The organism is Saccharothrix sp. CB00851 (genome assembly GCF_001905065.1).
Lineage (GTDB): Bacteria > Actinomycetota > Actinomycetes > Mycobacteriales > Pseudonocardiaceae > Actinosynnema.
In genome coordinates this window covers 141,145-159,496 of record NZ_LWLC01000004.1, presented here as the reverse complement: position 1 = coordinate 159,496, position 18,352 = coordinate 141,145, and the positions used below count along the sequence as shown (strand labels likewise).

At 71.0% G+C, this 18,352-nt stretch carries 13 protein-coding genes and 1 pseudogene; 11 read left to right on the top strand and 3 right to left on the bottom strand.

Annotated elements, in window-relative coordinates; all coding sequences use genetic code 11:
* Window positions 1-85: 85 nt before the first annotated feature.
* Window positions 86-739, bottom strand: coding sequence for a DUF3159 domain-containing protein (locus A6A25_RS07045; RefSeq protein WP_073886990.1), 654 nt, complete (start codon window positions 737-739; stop codon window positions 86-88).
* Between the two features lie 132 nt (window positions 740-871).
* Between A6A25_RS07045 and A6A25_RS07040 the strand changes: the two genes are divergently transcribed.
* The 7 genes from A6A25_RS07040 (at window position 872) to A6A25_RS07010 (ending at window position 8,467) form a co-directional block, all read left to right on the top strand.
* Entirely contained in the window at window positions 872-2,095 is a 1,224-nt protein-coding gene (locus A6A25_RS07040) for an ROK family transcriptional regulator (protein ID WP_073886989.1), read from the top strand.
* A 10-nt stretch (window positions 2,096-2,105) separates the two neighbouring features.
* The gene (locus A6A25_RS07035) at window positions 2,106-3,434 is read left to right on the top strand and encodes an extracellular solute-binding protein (RefSeq protein WP_073886988.1); all 1,329 of its coding nucleotides are present in this window, start codon (window positions 2,106-2,108) and stop codon (window positions 3,432-3,434) included.
* A 4-nt stretch (window positions 3,435-3,438) separates the two neighbouring features.
* On the top strand, window positions 3,439-4,419 hold the full coding sequence (locus A6A25_RS07030; protein ID WP_073886987.1) for a carbohydrate ABC transporter permease: 981 nt from the start codon (window positions 3,439-3,441) through the stop codon (window positions 4,417-4,419).
* The gene (locus A6A25_RS07025; protein ID WP_073886986.1) at window positions 4,416-5,276 is read left to right on the top strand and encodes a carbohydrate ABC transporter permease; all 861 of its coding nucleotides are present in this window, start codon (window positions 4,416-4,418) and stop codon (window positions 5,274-5,276) included. Before A6A25_RS07030 ends, A6A25_RS07025 begins: the two co-directional genes overlap by 4 nt.
* On the top strand, window positions 5,273-6,541 hold the full coding sequence (locus A6A25_RS07020) for a 6-phospho-beta-glucosidase (RefSeq protein ID WP_073886985.1): 1,269 nt from the start codon (window positions 5,273-5,275) through the stop codon (window positions 6,539-6,541). The genes A6A25_RS07025 and A6A25_RS07020 overlap by 4 nt, the downstream gene beginning before the upstream one ends.
* Window positions 6,538-7,524 carry an N-acetylglucosamine kinase gene (locus tag A6A25_RS07015; RefSeq protein ID WP_143192998.1) on the top strand — a complete coding sequence of 329 codons (987 nt, stop codon included), beginning with the start codon at window positions 6,538-6,540 and terminating at the stop codon, window positions 7,522-7,524. Before A6A25_RS07020 ends, A6A25_RS07015 begins: the two co-directional genes overlap by 4 nt.
* Window positions 7,525-7,702: 178 nt before the next feature.
* Window positions 7,703-8,467 carry an SGNH/GDSL hydrolase family protein gene (locus A6A25_RS07010; protein WP_073886984.1) on the top strand — a complete coding sequence of 255 codons (765 nt, stop codon included), beginning with the start codon at window positions 7,703-7,705 and terminating at the stop codon, window positions 8,465-8,467.
* A gap of 592 nt (window positions 8,468-9,059) precedes the next feature.
* On the opposite strand, the gene A6A25_RS07005 is transcribed toward A6A25_RS07010, so the two are convergent.
* Entirely contained in the window at window positions 9,060-11,852 is a 2,793-nt protein-coding gene (locus A6A25_RS07005) for an AfsR/SARP family transcriptional regulator (protein ID WP_073886983.1), read from the bottom strand.
* A 189-nt stretch (window positions 11,853-12,041) separates the two neighbouring features.
* On the opposite strand from A6A25_RS07005, the gene A6A25_RS07000 reads away from it, so the two are divergent.
* From A6A25_RS07000 to A6A25_RS06990, 3 genes are all read left to right on the top strand, one after another.
* Entirely contained in the window at window positions 12,042-13,082 is a 1,041-nt protein-coding gene (locus tag A6A25_RS07000; RefSeq protein WP_073886982.1) for an ADP-ribosylglycohydrolase family protein, read from the top strand.
* A 296-nt stretch (window positions 13,083-13,378) separates the two neighbouring features.
* Complete coding sequence (locus A6A25_RS06995; RefSeq protein WP_073886981.1) at window positions 13,379-14,077, top strand: response regulator transcription factor; 699 nt, start codon at window positions 13,379-13,381, stop codon at window positions 14,075-14,077.
* Window positions 14,074-15,474 (top strand): sensor histidine kinase, encoded by a 1,401-nt coding sequence (locus tag A6A25_RS06990; protein ID WP_073886980.1) that lies wholly within the window; start codon window positions 14,074-14,076, stop codon window positions 15,472-15,474. Before A6A25_RS06995 ends, A6A25_RS06990 begins: the two co-directional genes overlap by 4 nt.
* Here A6A25_RS06990 and mgrA read toward each other — a convergent pair.
* Window positions 15,471-16,463: pseudogene (gene mgrA, locus A6A25_RS06985) on the bottom strand (L-glyceraldehyde 3-phosphate reductase). The gene A6A25_RS06990 and the pseudogene mgrA sit on opposite strands and share 4 nt — an antisense overlap.
* Window positions 16,464-16,668: 205 nt before the next feature.
* On the opposite strand from mgrA, the gene A6A25_RS06980 reads away from it, so the two are divergent.
* Window positions 16,669-18,258 carry a vWA domain-containing protein gene (locus A6A25_RS06980; RefSeq protein ID WP_073886978.1) on the top strand — a complete coding sequence of 530 codons (1,590 nt, stop codon included), beginning with the start codon at window positions 16,669-16,671 and terminating at the stop codon, window positions 18,256-18,258.
* The last annotated feature ends 94 nt before the right edge of the window (window positions 18,259-18,352 follow it).

The following is an 18,352-nucleotide window of genomic DNA, read 5'->3' as shown; positions in this document are numbered from 1 at the left end:
ACTCGCCTGTTCTGAACGTAGGACACTCGCGACGCGAACGTAGGACACGCGAGTGTCCTACGTTCAGAACGCGAGTGTCCTACGTTCAGGTACCCCGAGTTGAACGCTCGGTGCGGGGGTGGCGGAGGCCCGGGTGGTCGGCGGGGAGGGTGCGGCGGATGATCCACCAGCTCACGGCGATGCACGCGACCTGGACGGGCCAGGACAGGGCGGCGCGCATGATGCCCAGCAGGACGACCTCGCCGGCCAGCCACAAGGCGCCGAAGACGAGGACGCGCAGGACGTACTGGCCCACCCACGGCCAGGAGGCGTAGCGGTAGGCGCGCAGCAGGTCCGGGTCGCGGCGCCAGCGGAACTTCTGGCCCGTGACCAGGCCGACGACCACGCCCAGCAGGGGCCACCGCAGGACGATCGAAGCCGCCCACACCAGGGCCGACGCGGCGTTCAGGAAGAGCTGGACCAGGAAGAAGTCCTCGGCGCGGCCCGTCTGCAGGGCGACGTACGCGGCCAAAACCACCAAGGCCACCGACACCAGGAGCGCGCGGGGACGGCCGCCGCGCAGCACCCGGACCACGCCGACGACCACGCCGCACGCGACCGCCGCCAGCGCGCCGACCTCGATCGAGTTCCCGCCCAGGAGCCAGCCCAGGACGAACGCCAACGGCGGCAGCGAAGCGTCCAGCGCACCGCCCCGCCCGCCCAGCAGTGAGGCCAGCGACTCCTGACGCGTGTCGGTCATACCTCCAGGGTGCCTTAGGCGAACCTAATCCCGGCAACGGACCCGGGCCGGACCATTGACGCCCGTGAGGCCCGTCACTACCGTCGTGCCGGTAATTAGTCTGGAAAGTTAACAGACTCAAAGGAGAACCCCATGCGAGCCGGGAGCCCCAGGCTGCTGCGCGAGATCAACGACCGCGCCGCGATCGAGGCCTTGCTCCGCAACGGCCCGCTGACCAGGGCGGAGCTGGAAGGGATCATCGGCCTGTCCAAACCGGCCACCGCCCAGCTCCTCACCCGCCTCGAAGACGAGGGCACGGTCCTGCGCACCGGCCTGCGCGGCGGCGGACGCGGTCCGCGGGCCCAGCTGTGGACGGTCAACGGCGCGCTGGCCCACGTCGCCGCCATCGACCTCACGCCCGACGCGGTCGACATCGCCATCGCCGACATCTCCGGCGCCACGCTCACCGAGCACCGCGCACCCATGCCGAAGACCGGCGTGCTGGAGGCGTTCCACGGCGCGGTCACGAAGGCCGCGGCCCAGGCCGGCCTCACCACCGACGCCCTGCACCACGTCGTCGTGGGCAGCCCCGGCGCGGTGGACCCGGCGACCGGACGGCTCGACTACGCGCCCCACATGCCGGGCTGGGCGGACCGGAACATCCCCGAGGAGCTGGAAGCGCTCCTCGACACGTCCGTCACGATCGAGAACGACGTCAACCTGGTCGCGCTGGAGGAGATGATCTCCGGCCGGGCCGTCGGGGTGAAGGACTTCGTCCTGCTCTGGCCCGCCGACGCGGTGGGCGCGGCGGTCGTGGTCAACGGCGTGCTGCTGCGCGGCGCGACCGGCGGCGCGGGCGAGATCGACGCGATGCGGGTCCCCGACCACGCGCACGCCGACACGGGCACCGACCGCACCGGCAGCCGTTACGGCGACCTGCTCGACAGCGCCGCGATCGCCCGCCTGGCCCACGCGCACGGCGTGTCCGCCCGCACCGGCCGGGACGCCGTGGCGAAGGCGTTGAGCGAGGGACCGGCCGGCCGGGAGTTCCTGGTCGACCTGGCCCGCCGCATCGCCACCGGCGTGGCGAACGTGGTCGCCGTGCTCGACCCCGAACTGGTGCTGCTCTCCGGCGAGATCGCGCAGGCGGGCGGCACGGCGCTCGCCGACCTCGTCGCCGCCGAGCTGCGCGAGCTGGTGGTGCCCCGCACCCCCGTCCGACTCGCCCTGGTCACCGGGAAACCGGTGCGTTCCGGCGCGCTGCACGCGGCGCTGTCGGTCGTCCGGGAACAGGTGTTCGGTCTGCCCGCCGCCACGACCGAACCCTTCCGCGGTCCGAACCGACCGGACGCGACCGCGCCGAGCACGTCGACATGAAGGAGAGCACATGCGCAAGCTCCACCGCGCAGCGTTGCTGTGCGTGGCCGCGGCGGTGTCCCTCACCGCTTGCGCGGCGGGCTCCGGCAACCAGGCCGGGCAGTCCGGGCCGGCGGCGGCGCCCGGCTCGCAGGACAGGTTCTCGCTGACCGTCTGGAGCAACTACTCCGGACGTGAGCGGGACGAGGTCACCAAGGCCCTGGAGAGCTTCAAGGAGAAGTTCCCCAACGCCGAGATCAAGCACGAGGGCAGCCAGGACGACGACAAGATCACCGCGGGCATCCGCGGCGGCAACCCGCCGGACGTCGCCCTGTCGTTCACCACCGACAACATCGGCCAGTTCTGCTCCAGCGGCTCGTTCGCCGACCTCAAGCCCTACCTCGCGCGCGACGACGTCGACCTCGGCCAGATCACCGACGCGGTCCGGGCCTACACCGAGTACAAGGGCACCCGTTGCGCGATGCCCATGCTCAGCGACGTGTACGGGCTGTACTACAACAAGGACATGCTCGCCGAGGCGGGCATCACCGCGCCGCCGAAGACCACCGCCGAGCTGCTGGACTTCGCCAAGCGCACCACCAAGAAGGCGCCGGACGGCTCGATCGAGGTCGCGGGCTTCCTGCCGAGCATGCCGCACTACGCCAACAACCCGCAGATCTGGGCGCCGCACTTCGGCGCGAAGTGGGAGAACGCGGACGGCAAGTCCGGGCTCGCCAGTCCCGAGTGGGCGCAGATGCTCCAGTTCCAGAAGGAGCTGGTGGACTTCTACGGCTACGACGCCCTGGAGAGGTTCCGCGCCGGGCTCGGCCAGCAGTACTCGACCGACCACGCGTTCCACCAGCGCAAGATCGCCATGATGGTCGACGGCGAGTACCGCACGGCGTTCCTCGCGGACCAGGCGCCGGACGTGCGGTTCGGCACCGCGCCGTTCCCGACGAGCAAGCCCGAGCTGTACGGCACCGGCTTCACCGCGGGCACCATCATGGGCATCCCGAAGGGCGCGAAGAACCCCGGCGCGGCGTGGGAGCTGATCAAGCACCTGTCATTCGACACGGAGGCGATCGTCGACCTGGCCAACGGGATCAAGAACATCCCGCACACGAAGGCCGCGCTGACCGACCCGCGGCTGGAAGTGGACGAGAACTTCAAGACGTTCATCGACCTGGCTACGTCGGACAAGTTGCGGGGCAACCCGGTGACGCCGATCGGTGACGCGCACATCAAGGCGATCAGCGACTTCGCCACCTCCTGGCAGAGCGGCAAGGTGCCCGACCTGATGGCGGGGCTGGCGGAAGTCGACCGGCGGATCGACGACCAGATCGCCAAGAGCGGCAAGTGACGCGATGACGGCCACGCTGGAGCGCGTGGACGTGGTGCGGACCGCCCCCGCCAAGGGGCGGTCCCGTGCCCGCACCCGTCACCGCCTGACCGTGCTGGCGTTCCTGGCGCCCGCGATCCTCGGGTTCGCGCTGTTCTTCGGCTACCCGCTGATCGCCACCATCGGGTTCTCGTTCACCCGGTACGACCTGATCAACCCGCCGGAGTGGATCGGCTGGGAGAACTACGCCTACATGCTCGCCGACCCGCTGTTCCGCACCGCCGTCCACAACACGCTGTGGTTCGTGGTGGTGCTGACCGTGGCACGGGTGGTTTTCGCGCTGGGCGTGGCGTCGGTGATCGCCCGGTTGAAGACGGGCGTCGGGTTGGTCCGCACGTTGTGCTACCTGCCCTCGCTGGCGCCACCCGTGGCGGCGACGTTGGTGTTCTTCCTGGTCATGAGGCCGAACGAAGGTCCGCTGGACGCGTTCCTCGGGTGGTTCGGGATCGAGGGGCCGCTGTGGTTCGCCGATCCGGTGTGGGCGAAACCGGGGATCGCGGCGGTGATGCTGTGGGTGTCCGGCGACCTGATGATCATCATCCTGGCCGCGATCCTGGACGTGCCGCAGGAGCAGTACGAAGCCGCCGAGCTGGACGGCGCGGGACCGGTGCGGCGGTGGTGGCACGTCACGCTGCCGTCGATCTCGCCGGTGCTCGTGTTCGGCGTGGTGAACTCGATCATCCTGGCGTTGCAGCTGTTCACGCAGGCCGTGGTGGCGGGATCGGCGGCCAGCGGGTCGGCGGACGTGACCGGGGCGACGAAGGTGCTCGGGTTCCCGGAGAACTCGACGTTGACGTTCCCGGTGTGGCTCTACACGCAGGGGTTCCGGTACTTCGACATGGGTTACGCGGCGGCGATGGCGACGGTGCTGTTCGTGATCTCGTTCGCGGCGACCGCGGTGCTGGTGCAGCGGATGCGCAAGGCCACGCACCAGGAGCAGTCGTGACGGCCGCGGTCGGGGTGCGGGAACGGCCGTTCGCGTGGCGGAAGGCGCTGGACTGGGTCGCGGTGCACAGCCTCGGGTTGGCGCTCGGGCTGATGTTCACGCTGCCGATCGTGTTCGTGTTCCTGACGGCGGTCATGTCGGACGGCCAGGCGTTCACGAAGGACCTGTGGCCCCGGGAGTGGCACTGGGGCAACTTCGCGGAGGTGTTCGAGCGGGCGCCGCTGCTGAAGTACCTGGGCAACAGCCTGCTGTACTCGTCGTTGGCGACGGCGGGGATGTTGTTGTCGTCGATCCCGGCGGCGTACGCGTTGGCGAAGCTGCGGTGGCGGGGGCGGAACGTGGTGTTCCTGCTGGTCGTCGGCGCGATGGTGTTGCCGCCGCAGGTCGTCGCGGTACCGCTGTACGACACGTGGTCCAGCCTCGGGTTGACCGGGACGCTGTGGCCGCTGATCGCGCCGTACTTCCTGTTCGACGCGTTCAGCGTCTTCCTGCTGCGGCAGTTCATCCTCACCATCCCGCAGTCCTATGTGGACGCGGCCAGGGTGGACGGTTGCGGCGAGTTCCAGGCGATGCTGCGGATCGTCGTGCCGATGGCGCGGCCGGGCATCGCGGCGACCGCGTTGTTCTGCTTCCTCTACACGTGGAACGACTACTTCGGACCGCTGCTCTACACGAGCGAGAAACCGGACCAGTGGACGCTGTCGCTGGCGCTGTCGACGTTCAAGGGGATGCACCACGTGCAGTGGAACCTGGCGATGGCCGTCACGTTGCTGATCATGGTCCCGGCGGTGGTGCTGTTCGCGTTCGCGCAGCGCTCGTTCGTCAAGGGCATCACATTCACGGGGGTCAAAGGGTGAAGCTCACCGTTGTCGGAGGCGGGTCGACCTACACGCCGGAACTGGTCGACGGCATCGCGGGGCGCAGGACCAGCCTCGCGGTGGACGAAATCGTGCTGGTGGACCCGGACGTGTCGCGGCTGGAGGTGGTGGGTGGGTTCTCGCGGCGGTTGCTGGCGCACTTCGGGCATCCGGCGAAGGTGACGACCACCACGGACCTGGAACGCGGGGTCGACGGCGCGTCGGCGGTGTTGCTGCAGCTCAGGGTGGGCGGGCAGGCGGCACGAGCGTCGGACGAGACGTTCCCACTGGGGTGCGACTGCGTCGGGCAGGAGACGACCGGCGCGGGAGGGCTGGCCAAGGCGCTGCGGACCGTGCCGGTGGTGCTGGACATCGCGCGGCGGGTGCGGGAGGTGGCGGTCGACGCGTGGATCGTGAACTTCACCAACCCGGTGGGGATCGTGACGCGGGCGCTGCTGGCCGAGGGGCACCGGGCGGTCGGGCTGTGCAACGTGGCCATCACGTTCCAGCGGTGGACGTCGGCGTTGCTGGGCGTGGAGCCGGAGTCGGTGCGGCTGGAGCACGTCGGGCTCAACCACCTGAGCTGGGAGACCGGGGTGTTCGTGGACGGGGTGGACCGGCTGCCCGAGCTGCTGGATTCGCACGGGGACGCGTTGGGCGAGCACATCGGGCTGCCGGCGACGTTGATGCGGCGGCTGGGGATGGTGCCGTCGTACTACCTGAAGTACTTCTACGACCACGACGAAGTCGTGCGCAAGCAGAAGACCGAGCCGCCGCGGGCCGAGGTGGTGGCCGGGGTGGAGAAGGAGCTGCTGGACTTGTACGGGGACGTGGGGGTGGTGACGAAGCCGCCGCAGCTCTCGCAGCGAGGGGGCGCGTACTACTCGGAGGCGGCCGTGCAACTGGTGCACGCGTTGACCGGCGGGGTGGGCGCGGAGCAGCACGTGGTGAACGTGCGCAACGGCGGCACGCTGCCGTTCCTGCCCGCGGACGCGGTGATCGAGGTGCCCGCGGTGGTAACCGGGGGCGGTGCGACGCCGCTGCCGGTGCCGCCCGTGCCGCCGTCGGTGGCGGGGTTGATCGCGCACGTGACGAGCTACGAGCACCTGGCGTTGGACGCGGCGGTGCGCGGAGGGCGTGACCGGGTGGCGGACGCGCTGCTCGCGCACCCGTTGATCGGGCGGTACGCGGTGGCGGAGAGGCTGGCCGACGAGTTGGTGGCGCGCAACGCGCAGTTCTTGCCGTGGGCGAAGGGGGCGGTGTGACCGACCGGGTGCTCGCCATCGACGGCGGGAACAGCAAGACGGCGGTGGCGCTGGTGGACGTCGAGGGCAGGGTGCTCGCCCGGGTGCTCGGGCCCGGTGCGTCGCCGCAGAACGTCGGGCTGGAGCGGAGCCTGGAGGTGTTCGACGGGCTGGTGCGCGAGGCGGCGCGGCTGGCCGGGTTGGGTGCCGGGCTGATCGCCGCGCACACGGCCGCCTACTTGGCCGGGGCGGACCTGCCCAGGGAAGAGGACGAGTTGAGGGCGGCGGTCGAGGCGCGGGGGTGGTCGGCGACCTCCGTGGTCGGCAACGATACGTTCGCGCTGCTCAGGGCGGGTACGGCCGATGGGATCGGGGTGGCGGTGGTGTGCGGGGCGGGTATCAACTGCGTGGCCGTCGCCCCGGACGGGCGGACGCACCGGTTCCCGGCGTTGGGGCGGATCTCGGGTGACTGGGGCGGGGGCGGGCACATCGGGTCGGAGGCGTTGTGGCTGGCGGCGCGGGCCGAGGACGGACGCGGTGAGGCGACGGCGTTGCTGGACGCGGTGACCGCGCACTACGGGACGGCGACGGTGGCCGAGGCGGTGCAGCGGCTGCACTTCGAGGAGGTGGAGTTCGACCCGCACGCCCTGTGCCCGTTGTTGTTCGAGGTGGCGGCGGGTGGTGACGCGGTGGCGCGGTCGGTGGTGGACCGGCTGGTGGAGGAGGTCGTGCTGCTGGCGCACGTGTCGTTGTCGCGGTTGGAGCTGCTGGGTGAGCCGGTGGACGTGGTGCTCGGGGGTGGGGTGCTGACCGGGACGGGCGAGGTGGTGGTCGACGCGGTCGCGGCGCGGTTGGGTGCGGTGGCGCCGGCGGCTCGGGTGCGGGTGGTGGACGTGCCGCCGGTGGTGGGCGCGGCGTTGTTGGGGTTGGACGCGGTGGGTGCGCGGCCGGGGGCGGAGTCGAAGTTGCGCGCGGCGTACGAGGCGGTGGCCGTCGAGCGGTGATGTTCGCCGCACTCCGGTGGGTCGAAGCCGAGGAATCGCCCGAGACCGACACTGGTTCACACCAGTGGGTGACACCTTGGTAACAGCGTTGCCAAGGGCCGCTGGCGTTGGGTCGACTTGGCGTTGCATGCTGTCCTGCGCGGTTCATGGGGGTGCCGCGCGGAGTGGAGGGGATTTCATGGAGGGACTGGACAGCTTCGTAGCGGTGGGGGACAGCTTCACCGAGGGGATGGACGACCCGGCGCCGAACGGCACGTACGTCGGGTGGGCCGACCGGCTGGCCGCGATGATCTCGGCCAGGCAGCAGGGGTTCCGGTACGCCAACCTCGCGATCAGGGGCAAGATGCTCCAGGAGATCGTGGACGAGCAGATCCCGTTGGCGGCGTCGTTGAAGCCGAAGCTGGTGACGCTGTGCGGCGGCGGCAACGACATCCTGGTGCCCGGGAGCGACGCGGACGCGGTGGCCGAGGTGTACGAGATCGCGGTGGCCGACCTGCGGGCGGCGGGCGCGGAGGTGCTGATCTTCACCGGGTTCGACCCGAAGCACACGCCGTTGCTGCGGTCGTTGCGCGGGAAGATCGCGATCTACAACAGCCACCTGTGGTCGGTGGCGGAGCGGTACCACTGCAAGGTGGTCGACCTGTGGTCGATGAGCGTGCTGCACGACCGGCGCGCGTGGAGCGAAGACCGGTTGCACCTGTCGCCCGAGGGGCACCGGCGGGTGGCGTTGCGCGCGGCCGAGGTGCTGGGGTTCGAGACGGACGAGGTGTGGAACACCCCTTGGCCGCCGTTGGTCGACGAGGATTGGATGACGCAGCGGCGGCACGATTTGAAGTGGGCTCGGGAGCACGTGGTGCCGTGGATCGGGCGGCAGTTGCGGGGTGAGTCGATGGGTGACGGGTTGGCGCCGAAGCGGCCGGAGTTGCTGCCGGTGCGCGACTGAGTCGAGGTGTGGGCCGGGAAGCTGCAAGGCTCGGTGGTTGGGGTCTGTGGTTGGGGCAGGCTCGATTTGACATGGGGCCCCTTACGGGCACTCCAGGCAGGCCAAAGCCGGGCAGGCCTGGCGGATAAAGCTCCCGCCAAGCCTGCCCGGCTTCGACCAGCCTAAAGCACCCGAACCCCATGTAAAATCGGGCCTTTTGCGGTCCCGCTGCGGGTCCGATGTGGGCCCGAGGGTTGTGGGCCTCGACGGGTGCGGTGCTGCGTTTCCACTTCGACTTCTCGTGGGCACCCGCGAGGTCGCGTCGATCGTTCGCGCCTGATTTTCCGGCGATCACGCTTTTCGATCGTCGGAAAATCAGGCGCGAGCGGTCGACTTCCAGGCGACCTCGCCCGCGACGCCGGAGGCGGCGCAATCCAACACAGCGCAATCCAACAGAGCTGGCCGGCGCTCTCCCCCGAACGCCGGCCAGCCGGGGTTGGGTGGCTTCCCCCCTGGTTCCCCCTTACCAAGAGCCACCCGGCGCCGACCGCGACTCGGGTGATCAGCGCGCCTCCAAGTTCCCATGACTTCGCCACGGCGTGCTAAACAGCGGCTAAACCTCGGAGGTCAAGGCTTCAAGGGCCGTTCGGACCAACATCGCGCGCGGTGAGCCCAGGCGTACGAACAGCCGAAGTGATTCGGCCAGTTCTGCTTGCGCGGCAACGCGTTCGCCGCGTTTGGCCAGTACCGTGCCGAGCACCTGGCGGCCGAATGCCTCCTCGAACTGCATCGAGCCGCCACGGGCCAGTTCCACTCCTTGCCGGGCGTGTTCCTCGGCCTCGGGTAACAGGCCCAATTCGGCGTAGAGCTCGGCCAGGTTGTTCATCGCCACGGCGTACGCGCGCTCGTCGCCGTTGCGGTGGTAGATCTCCATGGCCAGGAATTGGTGTTGGGCCGCCGTTTCGCGTTGGCCGAGTCGTTGCTCCACTTGGGCGAGGTTGTTGAGCACGGTGGCCTCGCCGAGGGCGTCGCCGTCCCGGCGGGCTACTTCGACGGCTTCGCGGTGGTAACCGAGGGCTTCTTCCACCCGGCCTTCGGCGACCAGGGCCAGCGCGAGTTGGTCGAGGGTCATCACGAGGTAGCGGGGTTCGTTCAGGTCGACGGCGATGCGGTGGGCGAGTTCGGCTTGTTCCAAGGTGCCGCGCAGTGCGCCGGCGCGGTTGTTGATGTCGTGCATGGCGTGCAGGACGAGCATTTCACCGCGGCGGTCGCCGATGACGCGGGCCGAGGCCAGGCCGAACTCGGCGATGCCCCGCCACTCGCGGCTGACGAGCCTGGTCACGCAGTAGGTGTGGACGAGGCGCACGAGTTGCCAGACCTGTTCGTGCAGGCCGACCTCGGAGCCCGCGTGCACGAGGGCGATGAGGTTGGGCCACTCCTTGTCGAACCACGACAGCGCCTGTGCCGAGGTGGCCGGTCGGGGTGCGGCGGAGTCACCGGTGAAGTCCAGGCCGTCGGACACCGGTCTGATCAGGCGGCGGGCGTGGTCGCAGGCGCACAGGTAGTGGTCCATCAGCCGGCGCAGGCCGCGTTCGCGGTGCTCCACGACGCCGCGGGCGTAGAGGCGGACCAGGTCGTGCAGGACGAAGCCGCCGCGCCACTGCTCGACCAGGAGGTGGGCGTCGGCGAGGTCGGCGAGGCGGGCGGCGGCGGTGCCCAGGTCGATGTCGCAGACGGCGGCGATGGCGTGCGGGCTCACCCACCGGCCCGGCACGAGACCGGCGGCGCGGAACGTCTCGGCCAGCTCCGGTGGGAGGTTGCGGTAGGAGACGGCCAGGGCGCGTTCGACGCCCAGGCCGGTGTCGGCGAGGTCGAGGGTGCGCAGGCGGGCGGCGTCGTCGGAGAGCTGGGCGACCAGGGCTTCGACCGTCCACTCGGGACTGAAGACGAGCTTGGCGGCGGCGATGCGCAGCGCCAGGGGCAGGTTGCCGCAGAGCTCGACGAGCATGCGGACGGCGGCCGGTTCCTGGTCGGAGAGGGGCTTGCCGACGACCTCGTCCACCAGGCGGATGGCTTCTTCGTCGGACAGCGTGTCGAGGGTGAGCATCCGGGCGCCGTTGCTGACGACCAGCGATTCCAGGCGTCGGCGGCTGGTCACGAGGACCACGGAGCCGGCGCCGGGCGGCAGGAGCAGGCGGACGTGCTCGGGGTCCCAGGCGTCGTCCAGGACGACCAGGACGCGGCGCCTGGCGAGCACCGAGCGGTACAGGCCGACGCGGTCGTCCAGGTCGCGCGGTACGCCGTCCGCGGGCACGCCCAGCGCCAGCAGGAACCTGGCCAGCACCTCGGCGGGCTCGACCGGGTCGCGACCGGGGGCGAAACCGTTGAGGGACGCGAAGAGCAGGCCGTCGGGGAACTGCTCGGCCCGGCGGTGGCCCCAGGTGACGACCAGTTCGCTCTTGCCGATGCCGGCCGCGCCGTTGACCACGGCGATGGTGGTGGCGGCCAGGTCACGCCCGTCGCACAGGCGGTCCAACCAGGCCAGTTCCTCGTCGCGGCCGATGAAACCGCTGGCCGCGGCGGGCAGCTGGGCCGGCACGACGACGCCGGGACGGGGCGGCACGACGGCGGGTTCGGCCAGGCCGGGCGAGCTGAGCGCCGGGTCGTCGCGCAGCACCTGTTCGTGCAGCACGCGCAGGCCGGGGCCCGGGTCGATGCCCAGTTCGTCCACGACGCGCCGGTGGAAGCGCTGGTAGGCCTCCAGGGCGTCGGCGCGCTGACCCGACCGGTACAGGGCGCGCATCATGTGGCCGACCAGGCGTTCCCGGAACGGGTGCTCGTTGACCAGCTGGCGGAGTTCGCCGACGAGCTCCAGGTGGCGCCCCAGTTCCAGCTCCGCCTCGATGCGCTCTTCCACTGCGGCAAGCCGAAGCTCTTCCAGGTCGGACGTGACCGGGTCGCCCGGGACGTCGGCCAGCACCGGGCCGCGCCACAGGCCCAGCGACTCGCGCAGCAGCTGCGCCCGGATCGGCGCGGCCTTGCCGCGCGCGCTCGACACGAGCTGCCGGGCCCGGTGGAAGTCCAGCCGCCACGGGTCGACCGACAGCTGGTAGCCGGGCGGGGTCGTGAGGATCCGGGCGGAGCCCGCCGGGTCGGCCTCCTCCAGCATCCGGCGCAGCCGTGACACGTAGCCGTGCACGATGGTCCTGGCCGTCGCGGGTGGCTCGTCGGCCCACAGGCTGTCCACGATCTCGTCGATCGGGACGACCCGGTTGGCGTCCAGCACCAGCATCGCGAGCAGGCCGCGCATCCCCTTGCGGCCGATGACGAGCTGTCGGCCGTCCGCGAGCACCTGCAACGGTCCGAGGACGCCGAACTCCAGCCCGCTCTTGCTCCGGTCAGCCATGCCCCTCCCCCGCCTCGTGCGCTACGGCCCGGTCACTGGATCAGGTGCGACGGAGGTGCCGTTGGATACCTGTGAGTAAATGTTGCTTGCGCAACTAGTCGTGCTGCGCTGACCGGACCGGCGTCGGACGGCTAGGGTTTTGGCCCCGGACGTCCCGGCCGAGTTCTGGGCGAGTGCAGGAGGGCAAGAGTGCCGCGCGAGCCGATGAACGTGGTCGACCGTGGCTCGGCCTGTCTGCTGGGCGGCGCCCTGGGAGACGCCCTCGGCGCACCGATCCAGTACCTCGGGTGGGCCGACATCCAACGCGACCACGGACCGGAAGGCGTGCTCGCGCCACCGCGTCCCGCGCTGGTCACCGACGACACGCAGCTCACCCTCTTCACCGCGGACGGCTACCTGCGGGCCTGGGTGCGCGGTCGGACCACCGGCGAGTGGGACCCCGTCGAGGTGGTCTGGCAGAGCTACCGGCGCTGGTTGATCACCCAGCAGGTGGCCGCACCGGAACCGGGCGCCGTGGGCCTCGTGGGCGACGAACGGCTGTACTCCAGCCGGTCGCCGGGCCTGACGTGCCTGCGCGCGCTGGCCGCCGACACGCCGCCGACGCCCGAGGAGCCGCACAACGACTCGTCCGGCTGCAACGGCGTGACCCGGACCGCGCCCGCCGGGTTCGCACCCAGCGCCGAGATCGCCTACGACCTGGGCCGCCGGTTCGCCGCGCTGACCCACGGCGGCACCGGCGGCTGGGTGTCCGGCGGGGCGTTCGCGCTGCTCATCCACCTGCTGGCGGTGCGCGGGCGGCCGATGCGGGAAGCCGTGGACCAGGTCATCGGACGGGTGCTGCGCGACGACCCGTACACCGCGAACACCCTGAACCGGGCCGTCGTGTTCGCCGACGAGCACCGGGCGCAGGGGTTCGACTCGGTGCGGGTGGACCGGCTGGGCAGCGGCTGGACGGGACCGGAGGCGCTGGCGATCGCCGTGCACACGGTGCTGGTGTACCCGAAACGGGGCCAGTTCGTGGACGCACTGCGCGCGGCGGCCAACCATTCGGGCGGCAGCGACGCCACGGCCGCGCTGACGGGCAACATCCTGGGCGCCCTGCACGGCACCTCGGCGTTGCCGCAGGACTGGCTGGCGGGCCTGGAACTGGTGGACCTGCTCACCCGGCTGGGCGCCGACCTGGGCCGCTCGGTGACCGGGCAGGAGTTCGACTTCGCCCGCTACTCGTGACAAAGGTGAAGCCGGCCTCGGCACGCACGTTCCCGAAAGCGTGCGACCGAGGCCGGCTCTCCACGCGGTCTGCGCAGGACAACGCCCCGAGCGCGGAACCCGGCTGACCTGGCCGTGGAGCGGGAAAACCCGTGGCGGAACCGTAGCAGAGAGCATGTGAGTCATCACACCCGGGCCACCTGTTTGCCGACGCGAAGTGGTCTCGGGCACAGCGCACCCTGTGCGTCGGCTGTCGCGGACCTGTCGACTCGCTGTCGGCCGACGCACGTCGGGTGGGGGTGCCGCACCATGGGCAGGTGGACAAGGGCGCTCCGGTTCGACTGCTCGTGGTGGACGACGAGCCGCACATCGCCGACCTCGTGGCGACGGTGGCGCGGTACGAGGGTTGGCAGGCGGTGACCGCGGGCAGCGGTGAGGCGGCGTTGCGGACCGCGGCCGACTTCCACCCGGACATCGTGGTGCTCGACCTGATGCTGCCCGACCTGGACGGCTTCACCGTGCTGGACCGGCTGCGGTCGGCGGGTGCGATGGTGCCGGTGGTGTTCCTCACCGCGCGTGACGGCACCGCGGACCGGGTCGCGGGCCTGACCCGGGGCGGTGACGACTACCTGGTCAAGCCGTTCTCGGTGGAGGAGCTGATGGCCCGGCTGCGCGCCGTGCTGCGGCGGTCGACCGGGCCATCGTGGAAGCGGTCCGTGCTGGAGGTGTCCGACCTGGCCCTGGACGAGGACACCCGCGAGGTGCGGCGCGGCGGGAAGCTGGTCACCCTCACGCCGACCGAGTACGAGCTGCTGCGCTACCTGATGCGCCGCTCGCCCGCCGTGCTGACGAAGGCGCAGATCCTCGACCACGTGTGGGAGTACGACTTCGGCGGCCGGTCCAACGTGGTCGAGCTGGTCGTCTCACACCTGCGGCGCAAGCTGGACGACGGCGGCGAACCGCTGATCCACACCGTCCGCGGCGTGGGTTACGCGCTGCGGCGAGCCGCGGAGTGACGCGCCGCCGGCTGCGCCTGGGCACGCGCCTGGCGTTGGGCCTGGGCGCGTTGGCGCTGGCGGTGTTCGCGGTGGTCGGCACAGTGATGGCGCAGAGCATGCAGGCGTACCTGGAACGCAGGCTCGACGCGCAGATGAGCGACACGCAGGTCTCGCTGAAGAAGGACTTCGCCAAGAACGGCACGGTCAAGGGCAAGGCGTACGGCTGGTACTCGGTCGTCTACGACGTGCGCGACGGCGTGGCGACGCCGAAGAACCGCGACGACCTGCCCGCCGACGCGGGCGAGCTGGCCGAGGTGGCGTTGCGGGTCGGCGGGCCGGACCCCGTGTACCGGACGGACTACCTGCACGGCGACGGCACGTACCGGCTGCGCGGCTGCCGGGTGTCCGACGGCGTGGTGCTGGTCAGCGCGGCGCCGATGAACGACATCACCACCACCGTGCGGCAGCTGGTGATCGTGGAGGTGGCCGCGTTCCTGCTCGCGCTGATCGCGTTCGTGGTGATCGGGCGGGCGGTGCTGCGGCGCGGGCTGCAGCCGTTGAGCGACATGGCGCGGACCGCGCACGACATCACCTCGCACGACCTGACCGACTCGGCCCGGCTGCCGGTGCGCGCGGAAGGCGGCAACGGCGGCGTGGAGGTCGAGGAGCTGCGCACCGCGTTCAACACGATGCTGGACCACATCGACACGTCGCTGGCCGCCCGCACCGCCGCCGAGCAGCGGTTGCGCCGGTTCATCGCGGACGCCTCGCACGAGCTGCGCACGCCGTTGACGTCGATCCGGGGTTACGCGGACCTGTTCCGGTACGCGGCGGCGAACGCGCCGAAGGAACGCGAGGCGCACCTGGAGAAGCTGCGGTCGGAGGCGGCGCGGATGAGCGTGCTGCTGGACGACCTGCTGCTGCTCGCCCGGCTGGACTCGGCGGAGGTGGAGACGCCGTTGCGGCTCGCCGACGGCGACCTGGCGGCGTTGGCGCGGGAGGCGGCGGACGCGTTCCGCGCGGCCCGTCCGACGCACCCGCTCACGCTGGCCGTGCCGGACGGGCCGGTGCGGCTGGCGTTCGACCCGCTGCGGCTGCGGCAGGTGGTGGACAACCTGCTCACCAACGCCGCCGTGCACACACCGGCGGGCACGTCGGTGTCCGTCTCGGTCCTGGTGCGGGAGGCGTCGGCCGTGCTGCGGGTGGGCGACACCGGCCCCGGCATCCCGGCCGCCGACCGGTCCCGGATCTTCGACCGGTTCTACCGGGTGGACGACTCGCGCACGCGTGACCGGGGCGGCAGCGGGCTGGGGCTGGCCGTGGTGCACTCGCTGGTCGCCGCGCACGGCGGCACGGTGGAGCTGACCAGCCGGCCGGGCTCGACCGTCTTCACGGTGACCCTGCCACGGCACTAGCCGGCGTTCGAGGACTCCGCCCACAGGTCGATGCCCGAGTCGACCGCGTGCACGTCGATCTGCCCGATCTCGTCGTCGGTGAGCGGCGGGCCGTCCAGCGCGGCCACGTTGGCCTCCAGCTGGCCGACGCTGCTCGCGCCGATGAGCACCGACGTGACCCGTTCGTCGCGCAACGCCCAGGTCAGCGCGAGCTGCGCCAGCGACTGGTTGCGTGACGCCGCGATGTCGTTGAGCGCGCGCACGTGGGTCAAGGCGGCTTCGCTCAACAGGTCTTCGGACAGCGACTTGCCCTGGGTGGCGCGGGAGCCGGCCGGCACGCCGTCCAGGTACTTGTCGGTCAGCATGCCCTGCGCCAGCGGCGAGAACGCGATGCAGCCGACGCCCAGCTCACCCAGCGCGTCGAGCAGGTCCCGCTCGATCCACCGGTTGAGCATCGAGTACGACGGCTAGTGGATCAGCAGCGGCACGCCCGCCGTGCGCAGCAGTTCCGCCGCCTCACGGGTCTTGGTCGCCGAGTAGGACGAGATGCCGACGTACAGCGCCTTGCCCTGCTGCACGGCGCTGACCAGCGCGCCGACCGTCTCCTCCAGCGGGGTCTCGGGGTCGAACCGGTGCGAGTAGAAGATGTCGACGTAGTCCAGGCCGAGCCGGGACAGCGACTGGTCCAGCGAGGACAGCAGGTACTTGCGCGAGCCCCACTCGCCGTACGGCCCGGGCCACATGTCGTAGCCCGCCTTGGTGGAGATCACCAGCTCGTCCCGGAACGGCCGCAGGTCGTCGGCCACCATCCGGCCGAAGTTGACCTCGGCCGAGCCGTAGGGCGGGCCGTAGTTGTTGGCCAGGTCGAAGTGCGTCACGCCGAGGTCGAACGCACGGCGCACGATCGCGCGGCCGGACTCGTAGGGCCGGTCGTCACCGAAGTTGTGCCACAGGCCGAGCGACACGGCGGGCAGCTTGAGCCCGCTGCGCCCGCACCGCCGGTAGGTCATCCGGTCGTACCGCGAGGCGTCGGGTTGGTGGGCCACCTCACCACCTTGGCACGCCCGGCTGCCGTTTGCGCGCCGGGGAACGGGACGAAGTTGCTCTTTTCGGACCGTATTCGGCCGATCGCCCGATCATCCGCCAGGTGTGCCCGGACACCGTGGTCCGGCACCCGGACCCCTGCGTCCGGCCGTGCGAGCGGAAAGAGATCACATGCGTCACCTACTCAGACGCGGCGCGCTGTTAGCCGTCGTCGCGCTGACCGCCTCGGCCGTCCAGTCCACCTCCCCCGCGGTTGCCGCCCCTGCCGCCGCCGCACCGTGCGGTCCCCTCGACGTCGCGTTCGTCCTGGACGACACCGGCAGCATGGGCGGGGCCATCGCCAACCTGAAGACCGGCATCAACGCCATCGTCAACGACGTGGTCACCGCGTCCGGCGGCGACTACCGGCTCGGCCTGGTCACGTTCAAGGACAACGTCACCGTCCACAACAACCTCGCGCCCGGCAACGCGGCGGCGGTGACGAACTACGTCACCAACACCCTCGCCGCGAGCGCGGGCAGCGCCGAGCCGGAGGCTTCCGACGAGGCGCTGAACACGGTCGTGAACAACCTGCCCGCGGCGGGTCGCCCGCAGAACGTCGACTTCAGCGGCGCGTGGCGGTCGAACGCGATGAAGTTCGTCGTGCTGGTGACCGACGCCCGCCCCGGCGGTTTCGACAACGTGCACGCGGCCGTGGACGTGGCCAACGCCGCGCAGCGGGCGGACGACGCCCTCGCCAGGGGCATCAAGATCTCCCCGGTGTACGTGCCGACGTCGACCACGTACAGCTCGGTGATCACGCCGATCATGCAGGACTACGCCACCACGACCGGCGGGGTGTCCACCCAGACCACGTCCACCGGCGCGGGCACGGCGGACGCGATCCGCAAGCTGCTGTCGGACTGCCGGCAGACCGACGTGGTGATCCGCGACCAGGTGACCGACACGGGTGCCGAGCCCAACCCGAACGGCACCGTGTGGAACAGCCCGGACATCAAGGTCTGCCCGAGCCCGGCGGACTGCGCGGGCATCCAGCCCGTCGTCGGCGCGACGAACTTCGTGCACGTGCGGCTGAACAACGCCTCCGCCGCGAGCACCGGCACGCTCAAGGTCTACCGCACCCCCGCCGGCGGCGGCACGACGTGGAACAACGCCACCAACGGCGACTGGGTGTTCATCGGCGAGCAGTCGCTGACCGTGCCGACGGGTGGCACCGTGGCCAAGATCCCGTGGTCGAACATCCCGGGCCCCGGCCACTTCTGCCTGCTGGCGCGCTGGGTGTCGGCGACGGACCCGATGACGTTCGCCGAGGGCCCGAACACCGCTCAGAACACCAGGAACAACAACAACATCGCCTGGAAGAACCTCCAGACCGTGCGCGGGAAGGTGTTCGAGCCGGTGAGGTCCTGGTTCACCCTGGGCAACGCGACCGGGCGCGAGGTCAAGACCGACCTGGTGCTGACGGGTGAGCGGCCGGTGGCGGGCGCCGTGGTCATCGACCTCGGCCCGCGCCTGTTCGAGCGCTGGCGCGCGGGCGGCGGCCAGGCCGTCGGCGTGAAGCAGGTCGGCGAGACGGCGTTCCAGCTCGACCCGAAGCGGTCAGCGCTGCTGGGCGTGCCGCTCCTGCCGGGTGAGCGGTTCACGACGGAGCTCACCTTCACGCCCGAGGCGCCGGGCGAGTACCTGACGAACCTGGTCCAGTTCGTCGAGGGCGAGGACCACGGCGGCGTGGCCTACCGGGTCATCACCGACCGCGGCTGATCCGACGACGCGGCCCGCGCCCCCGGGCACGGGCCGCGTCCCGCTATGATCATGAAACTTCCCCGCGAGCCTGGGTTTTCCCAGGTCAGGCCGG

What these genes read in the sequence shown, in the direction of transcription:
- A6A25_RS07045 (WP_073886990.1), bottom strand. Translation starts at nt 739, where the DNA reads ATGACCGACACGCGTCAGGAGTCGCTGGCCTCACTGCTGGGCGGGCGG.
- A6A25_RS07040 (WP_073886989.1), top strand. Translation starts at nt 872, where the DNA reads ATGCGAGCCGGGAGCCCCAGGCTGCTGCGCGAGATCAACGACCGCGCC.
- A6A25_RS07035 (WP_073886988.1), top strand. Translation starts at nt 2,106, where the DNA reads ATGCGCAAGCTCCACCGCGCAGCGTTGCTGTGCGTGGCCGCGGCGGTG.
- A6A25_RS07030 (WP_073886987.1), top strand. Translation starts at nt 3,439, where the DNA reads ATGACGGCCACGCTGGAGCGCGTGGACGTGGTGCGGACCGCCCCCGCC.
- A6A25_RS07010 (WP_073886984.1), top strand. Translation starts at nt 7,703, where the DNA reads ATGGAGGGACTGGACAGCTTCGTAGCGGTGGGGGACAGCTTCACCGAG.
- A6A25_RS07005 (WP_073886983.1), bottom strand. Translation starts at nt 11,852, where the DNA reads ATGGCTGACCGGAGCAAGAGCGGGCTGGAGTTCGGCGTCCTCGGACCG.
- A6A25_RS06980 (WP_073886978.1), top strand. Translation starts at nt 16,669, where the DNA reads ATGCGTCACCTACTCAGACGCGGCGCGCTGTTAGCCGTCGTCGCGCTG.